At 31.5% G+C, this 8054-nt stretch carries 5 protein-coding genes; all 5 read right to left on the bottom strand.

Features of this window, described 5'->3' with window-relative positions:
• Window positions 1-81: 81 nt before the first annotated feature.
• The 5 genes from ACT3CD_RS17115 to ACT3CD_RS17135 all read right to left on the bottom strand — a co-directional run bounded on the left by ACT3CD_RS17115 (window position 82) and on the right by ACT3CD_RS17135 (window position 7223).
• A complete protein-coding gene (locus ACT3CD_RS17115) occupies window positions 82-480 on the bottom strand; it encodes a hypothetical protein (protein ID WP_444646887.1) in 399 nt (132 codons plus the stop codon).
• On the bottom strand, window positions 477-2261 hold the full coding sequence (locus ACT3CD_RS17120) for a T9SS type A sorting domain-containing protein (RefSeq protein WP_444646888.1): 1785 nt from the start codon (window positions 2259-2261) through the stop codon (window positions 477-479). Before ACT3CD_RS17120 ends, ACT3CD_RS17115 begins: the two co-directional genes overlap by 4 nt.
• 333 nt (window positions 2262-2594) lie before the next feature.
• Window positions 2595-4097, bottom strand: a complete 1503-nt coding sequence (locus ACT3CD_RS17125) for a hypothetical protein (RefSeq protein ID WP_444646889.1) — start codon at window positions 4095-4097, stop codon at window positions 2595-2597.
• A gap of 166 nt (window positions 4098-4263) precedes the next feature.
• Window positions 4264-5739, bottom strand: coding sequence for a toll/interleukin-1 receptor domain-containing protein (locus tag ACT3CD_RS17130; protein ID WP_444646890.1), 1476 nt, complete (start codon window positions 5737-5739; stop codon window positions 4264-4266).
• Between the two features lie 107 nt (window positions 5740-5846).
• Entirely contained in the window at window positions 5847-7223 is a 1377-nt protein-coding gene (locus tag ACT3CD_RS17135) for a hypothetical protein (protein ID WP_444646891.1), read from the bottom strand.
• Window positions 7224-8054: the final 831 nt, after the last annotated feature.

The following is an 8054-nucleotide window of genomic DNA, read 5'->3' on the forward strand; positions in this document are numbered from 1 at the left end:
TAGCTCTACCGGGATGTCCTTCAACCTGGAGTAATCGCTGGATCGTGCCGACCGCTCATACTCCTAATATATTGTGTGCAGTTATTGTTTCGTTATCTCATTATAATCAAAGAATATTTTAGTACAACTGTCTTGTTTTACGTTTAATGTACCTGTCCAATATCCTATTAAATTTTTATTTGTTCCGCAATAACATTCCGCTTTATAATTATATTCCCCAATTGGTTTATTTACAGTCAAACAATTTTCAGCACCACAATCTGGGATACTATCATATGGTTGAAAATCTATATTTAAAGTCCCAATTTTATTTGAGTTTAAGCTAACTTTTACTTCTATTGGTCCACAATTGAGCATATCTGTAAATTTCCAAAACACAATTTCACCTGTTTGTGTTTCAGGCTCTTTATCACAGCTTTGAAGAGTACTCATTATAAAAAACAAGCTTAATATTATATAATTCATAGTTCTGGTTTTCATTGTTTTATCAATTTATTGGTTAACATCTTATTGTTACTGAATACTTTTAGAACATAAATTCCCGAAGGTTGGTCAGATAAATCAATGACCCACTTATTAGAAACAATATTATCATGTATAATTAGGCTGCCATTAGAATTATATACAGAAATCTGAACTTGAGTCTCATCGTTACTAATAAAATAAAACAAACCAGTACTCGGATTAGGGTATATTTTAATATTTTCTAATAATTCAGTAATTTCTGTTTCTTCAACTTGAGTTATTTGTGATGTGGAATTTTCAATCTTTGCCGATTTTAAAGAACTCGTTGCATTTAACACAGGAATTGCAAAAGGTTCGATAAAAGCCTGAAATTCCGAACCTAATTCAGCAGAAAAACCAGGACCAATAACTATGCTATTTCCTGCTTTAAGATAACTTTTTCCACCACTTTTAACTGTATAGCTTGTTCCATCACCAGCAGCTTCTATATTATATGCGTAATGTTTTTGCTCCTCACCAGAGTTAATGGTAATATTTTGTAATGTAGAGTTAACTTCAAAACCAAAATTTGTTAATTCCCTTCCTAAAGATTGAGGCTGGCTATTGTATTGCGGTGTTTCTGATTTTGTATCATTGTCTCTTGCATATTCGAAAGCTTCCAGCATAGTTACAAATCCATCATTGTTATTATCAGCATCAACAGAAGTTCCATCAGGATATTTTCCGAGAGCAGCCGCTGTCCAATGATATACAAATTCATTATATAATAAATCAGTATTAGCATAAGAAGATTGGCTTGCTTGACATGCAGTAGCAATAACTCTTCCGTTTCCAGATAAGTCATCAACGAATCCACCACTATGACATTGTTCCATTACGATGCTTATTTTACCTGCATTTATTTTATTTAGCTCGGTTGCAAATTCATCATCCCTCATTTCTGTTTCATTCCAAAGACATATTTTAACATCATTTCCACTTTCTAAACTACCATGGTCGGTAGTAAAAACATACAAATAATCATTTGGCAACATCCATTCACCAAGCATGTCAAACAAACTAATTATAGCAGCTTTGGTTGCTTTATTTGTCACATCTGTTGTTCCATCACCATCGAAATCCCGAGGAGAATCATCGTAACCGCCACTAATCAAATGTCTATCAGCTCCTGTTTCCCATCCATCTGACATTAGAACAAATATTTGATGATGTTCAAAACCATATACATACCTTAATGTTGAGTAAATTGCTTCGCAATCATTCCAATATCTTTCATGATTATTGTACTTGTTATAACCTCCACTTATAATGACTGCATATTTGTAACCGTAAGAAGCATCTCCGGGACTAATTGCTGATTTTAATCCAATTTCTGAATTTTTATTGTTTTTTAAAGTTGAAAAATTGTATTTATATCCTGTGGGGATATTTATTTGGGACAATAAAGAATAGTCTTCAAAAATTGTGGGTGGTGAAGTTTCTGAAAGAACTTTATATGACCCTTTGCTATTTTTATCAACAAATACATATCTACAAGGATGTGTCCAGTTAGCAAAAGGTTCATCGTCAATGAAAAACAATACCGATTCTTTAAATGGAGAGCTGATTTTTCTATCCCATAATTTAATGGTATCCGAACTTGAAACAGTCTTAGAATATTGGTAAAGCCAATAATCAACTCCATCTTGACCAGTTAATATTTCTTTTTTTAAAAGCTTTAATTCAGAAGATTGTGAATATAATTGTTTCCCTAATCCGAGAACAACTATTAAACTCAAAACAATTTTTATTTTCATCTTGTTAATTTTAAGGTTATTACTGTCTTTTATAATTGCACACAACAACCCCATAACGCCATTATCATTTATGGCCTAAAAGAGTTATTGCATTTATATTGTCTTTTTGCCGCCGCTTTCCGGAAAAACAGACAATGAATTTACTACTTTGCTGATATTTATCAAATAAGTTGAACAAAAGCGACACAATTAAAGCATGCGCATTCTTCTCAAAAACATAAAAAGACGACAGTAAGTCCATAGTATTTAGTTGTAGTTCTGCCGGGATGTCGTTCAACCTGGAGTAATCGCTGGGTCGTGCCGACCGCTCATACGACTATATATTGGAGGCTTTTATTTCTTTCCATATTTCCTAAAAGCAGCAATAAATTGATAGATAAAAAAACCAGTTACTATTTTATTTAAGAAATCAATTGTAAGTGACCAAATATTAAATTCATTCTTTGGTATTAAAAAATCCTTCTTATGAGTTATATCAATAAATGAGAAATAATGTCCAACTAATGTCCAATCAAACTCAGTCGAAATAAATATTCTGTCAATGCTCAATAAATATAAAAGATAAAATAAAATGGAAAAAATTAGCAGACCATAGAATGGACGGCTAATTGAAAGGCTATGTTTATTTGACCAGTAATTTAATCTTAATATTAACTTATCAGATTTTGGCACACTTTCAACCTTTCTAAGAGCTTCTTTCGTGATGGCTTTTAATTTTAGAGCTTCAAAATAATTTCCTGTTTCTTCCAATGATTGTTTTAATTGAAGAAATACTTCATATTGGTCTTTATAGTAGTTTTCGGGTTTATCATTTGGGTATTGAACATTTTCAATCGGCTGAAACCTTTCATAATCAATTGTTTTTTGGGGAAATTCACATGAACTAAAATGACTCTTTGCAAATCTGCTTCGGTATAGTGATACTATTGAAAATCCACTAATATCAATATTATCAAAACTAGTGTTATCCAAATTTGATTTATGTATAGAAAGCTTGGAATCCATTCTATATGGTGAGATCGAATATAACAAAGCCTCTTTTTCTGTTGAAAAATCAAAAATATAAAACCCATTTATTCTAAGTTGTTCAATAGAAATATTACCTTTTGCATTTCCACTAATAGACAGAGAATTTAGATTTAAGTTTTTAATATTAGTATTTAAGTCTCTTACATTATTTGAATAAGTTATTGATAGATTGATTTGTAACAAACTCTTTTGCTCATCAGTTAGATAGTAACCAATTTTCATATCTTTAGCCGACTCATATTCTCTTCTGTATAATCCTGAACGTAATTCTTTTTGCTTTGAACTACCATAGATATTAATTTCCTCAGAATGATTAATAAATATTGATTGTTTCGTTTGCAGAAACTCTTCAATTGATGGTATTTCCATCCTATCAAATATTGGTTTCCACTTTTTAGGGAAAATATTTTCTTCAGTACAAGAAATTTGAACTTTCTTTTGATACTGAAGAAACAAACTTGCAATTAAACAATTGTTTATAATAATGCTTCTTATTGAAAAATCATTAATATTCCCCGATATTATAGAACTGAAAAAAGATAGAGAAATATTTTCTGACTCAAATCGTTCGACAGTAATATCTCTTATAAAGCAAGAACTAAAACAAATTGAAATATCTTTGAAGTCAATTGATTCAGTATTCTTAATAATTATTTTAGTAAAATCGCAATTTTCAAACACAAATGTTGAACGTCCTGCTTTATAATCTTTTCCCTTAAATTCCCCTTCTGAAATGACAATTTCGCAAACTCCTAATTGTCGGTTTTCAATCTTTGAATATGGGGTAATATTTATAATCTCTGCCATTTGCTAGGTTAATGTGTTTAATTGCCGCTAACGTTTTGCCAATATGAGTTGGCTGGGATTTCGAAGCCACTTAACTGTCAACCCATTATAATTTTGATTAAATGCACTAACTTTTCGCAAATCTCTGACACCCAGCCTCCTTATATTGACTATTAGCAACTGCCCATTATTCAATAGTTCCAATTTTGTCTATATTAAAAGCATGATTTATCATAGGAATTTCATAATCGAATCTTCGTAATCTGTCAGCCTTATTTTGAATTGTTTTCTCAATTTTTGCTTTAAGTTCATCCACTCTGTTCACATTAAAAATAACCTTTACTTTTTCAAACCTTCTTTTCGAAATTAACTTATCAAGGAAAGGAATTTTATAAACCCTATAAACAGATGTATGCGGGCACCATCCCATACATGAATATTCATTTACCTGTCTATTCTTCATAATTGCAACGTAATATAATATGGCGTCCACCTCTGATAGAGTCTCAAACTTATATCGTATCAAGTCAGCTCTTTGCTTTATTAAATCAGCCGAAACACTAATCCTTCTCATTTGTAGTCTTTCATTTCTATACTTATTTAAAGACTCAGGGTACAAATCGAAAAACATGAATGAATAAGATTTAGTTTCAGATTTAGATTCATCATAAACAACAAATGAATTATTAAGCAAATAGCCAATTTCTTTATAACGTTCTTTTCCTATCATTACTGCGATTGAATACAGAAACAACTCGTAATAAAAGAATCTGAATTGGTCATACTTCAATGAGCCGAAATGAGAACTGTTATATCTGTTTGATTGCCTAATTAAAAAGAATTCAATTAGTTTTTCATAGAAGTTGAAAAATTTTTCAATATTAAAATCATATGAATAAGCAAAAATTGTCTCTAGAAAATTAACAAAGTCATTTCGGAGATATTTTAATCCCTCAATTTTCTCTAGAATTTTGTCGTCTATGTACTCTATTGTACCTAATTCCTCATCATTAATCTCAAAATCCTCTAATGCTTTAAGGAAAGATAAATAATAGTCATCAATGAAAACTTGATAATTTCTTTTTTCGTTGAGTAAAGCATTTTTAATTGTTTTTACTTTATGTGAAGTCCTAAGAAATACGGGTTCTTCATGTTCAACGAAGGCTGGAGGAGTACCTATTGGTGGCCTTTTACTTTTGGGTTTATCAAAAATATTTCTTAAAAGATTTTCATATTCTTCCTCAAAATTTTCATCATTACTTAAGTCAATAAAGATTCTTGTTTTTACAAAAATCGGAACATAGGCCTGATTATCTTCATCTTTTTCAAATATAACTGGTATAAATTTCTTCTGCTCCGCTTTCTTATAAATTTCATCAGATACAATCATACTTTCAATTCCAACTCCACCTTTCTTTGAATTAGCCTTATCTGCGTATTCTTTATTACATATCAACAAAACCCTTGTAATTTCAGGATTATTAACCATTTGTTCCATGAATTGATATTTGTCTTGTCCCTCAGCCAAATCCCATTCATCAATAATAACATGTACTCCATTATTTGATAATCTTTCCGCAAGATTCAATGTTTTCTCCTTATTAACAATAGGTTTCCAACTGTATGAAATAAATATTTTGGGTATATTTTGAGAGTCTGCCATGTATGTTGTTAGTTTTTAAAGTTGTTGCCAACGTTTACACGGTATGGTGCGCAGCTTGCGTTGAGCCTAAGGCAAGCTATGCACTATGACCGCCTGTTGACGTTTCATTATTTCTTTCCCATTACTTCTAAAGCTGTATTCAATAAATCTTTAGCTGTACTCATTATTGTATTATCTTCTTTTGTCTTTTTGGTTTTATAAATAGTAGGAGACTTAAAAATCCCTGAAACTGAATTCACAATTAATTCATCTTTAAGTTCATCCTTTTTGATAATGTCAGAATATGCTTTAATTGTCAAAGCTACAGCGGATTTAAAAGCATACTCCTCTTGAAAATTTCTTTCCTTATTGTATTGTGCAACAGCATAAAACAATAAAAAGAAAAACGGTAGTGTTTTTATCGAATTTGTAATTAAACGAATTGTCGATATTTCAGTTGGGACATCTCCTAAAAATCCAAACGCATTGGTAAATATTATTAATATCGCACCAAAGGTTAAAACAGCCATTGCGATAACAATCCAAAGCCATTTACTTACTGGTTTTTCAAGTTCACCTTTTCTTTGTTTAAATGTCTCAAATAAAGATGCTCCAACTTCTCTGCCAATTAATTCATCTAAATAATTGTTCCTTTCTTCAAAGAATTCCCGTTTACCTTCTACAAACTCTAATTGTGTTTTAAAGTCAGCTATTTGATTTTCAACTTCCTTTATCTTGTCATCTAGTGAAGATTCCAGATTAGTAAACGTATCAGATTGCTTTTTAAAATATGCATCCTGAGTTTCTGCTTTTTTCTTCTGAGTTTCTAGATTTTGATTTTGTTGATTTAATACTCCATTTATCTTCTCATTTGTAGATGTACTATTATTTAATAGTTGTGCGATTTGATTAGTATTAGAATTAGCTGTCTGTAAATTATTTGCAATCTGCTGTAATTCCTGATTTTTCTGTTTAACCAAGTTTTGCAACTCTTCTTTTTTAATTGCTAATTCATCAATCAAGTTTTTATAGTTGCCACCGTATTCTTTTAGTTGCTTTGCAATAAAATCTAATTGGTCTTTTAGTTCAACAATCTTTATTTCATTCGGCTTATGTATCTTTCGTGTTGATTTATCCCAAAAACCATTTGCAATTTGGTAGTAGACTAATCTATTTATGAAAGCAACTGAACTATTCAAGTTTGCTTGGGTCTTTGCTCCAATTTGTGAAGCTAAGTTTTGTAAATCGCTCTGAAGGTTACCATTACCAAATTCATTATGATAATTGTATTGAAAAGGTAAAAAGTGACCATTCTCCGTAAATTCAGATTTAAACTGCTTAAGTAATCTTTTGACTGTCGAAACATATTCGGGAACGGAGAATTGACCAATATTTAAACTCTCAATATCTTGGTCACTAAATATAGTAGCAACTATTGTTTCAATATTTAGCTGCTCGATATTTGAGATTCGGGTTTCTAAATCACTTATTTGAGTAATATTCATGTTTGCAGTATGTTATTTATAATGAACGCCAACAACCCCATAACGCCATTATCATTTATACCCAAAAAAAATCATTGTATTTACACTGTCTGTTGCCGTAATTTTCTGAAAAACAGACACCGAATTTACTAATTTGCTGATATTTATCAAACAGGTTGAACGGAAATTGTTGAGGGTTGAAAGGAAGTGGTGGTGTATTAAAGTTTGCAAATAATTAAAAATGGGTGCGGAATGGGGGCTTGTCAGCGGCCAATGGTTTTACCTCCAAAGTCAGGTCCGGAAGGGGTCAGCCCGGATAATCCGAAGCAAGCTGAACCCTATGCTATGTAACGGTTGACAGTTTCAGAAATTAAATTAGGTTGTCGCGCTTCGTTTTTCCATAAGGTGTGTCATCCGGGAATGCTAACAAAACGATCCCTCTTCCGGCATCAGCACAAGTTCCTGTTCACAATACCGTATGACCATAGGGCGGAAGCTTCTAATGACTGCCCGCCCGATTGCAGAGCTTCCGAAGGAGAAGGATATAAATCAAAAACTTTTCAACACCCTGTAAAATTACCGGCCGGGTTTTGTTTTTATATAGGCTAAGCTGCGTTGTCGTTATGCCTGAAGAATATTTCGATTGGGTATAAGTATGAATTTATTGACTCAATTAAAACTCATTCAGAAGGCTATATTTTTTTTTAACAGAACGAATAAATCCAATTCACTGTTTAAAAAATTTCTGAGCCCAAAATAATTTTGATTTGACGTCTTAAAAAATTTTAGAGCCCAATTCAATTTTGATTTGGCGTCTTAAAAAATTTTAAAGCCCAATTCAATTTTGATTTG

It is taken from the genome of Geofilum sp. OHC36d9 (assembly GCF_052400685.1).
Classification (GTDB): Bacteria; Bacteroidota; Bacteroidia; order Bacteroidales; family Marinilabiliaceae; genus CAZHHH01.

Excerpts from the sequence above, each read along its gene's own strand:
- ACT3CD_RS17115 (WP_444646887.1), bottom strand. The coding sequence starts at position 480 with ATGAAAACCAGAACTATGAATTATATAATATTAAGCTTGTTTTTTATA.
- ACT3CD_RS17120 (WP_444646888.1), bottom strand. The coding sequence starts at position 2,261 with ATGAAAATAAAAATTGTTTTGAGTTTAATAGTTGTTCTCGGATTAGGG.
- ACT3CD_RS17125 (WP_444646889.1), bottom strand. The coding sequence starts at position 4,097 with ATGGCAGAGATTATAAATATTACCCCATATTCAAAGATTGAAAACCGA.
- ACT3CD_RS17130 (WP_444646890.1), bottom strand. The coding sequence starts at position 5,739 with ATGGCAGACTCTCAAAATATACCCAAAATATTTATTTCATACAGTTGG.
- ACT3CD_RS17135 (WP_444646891.1), bottom strand. The coding sequence starts at position 7,223 with ATGAATATTACTCAAATAAGTGATTTAGAAACCCGAATCTCAAATATC.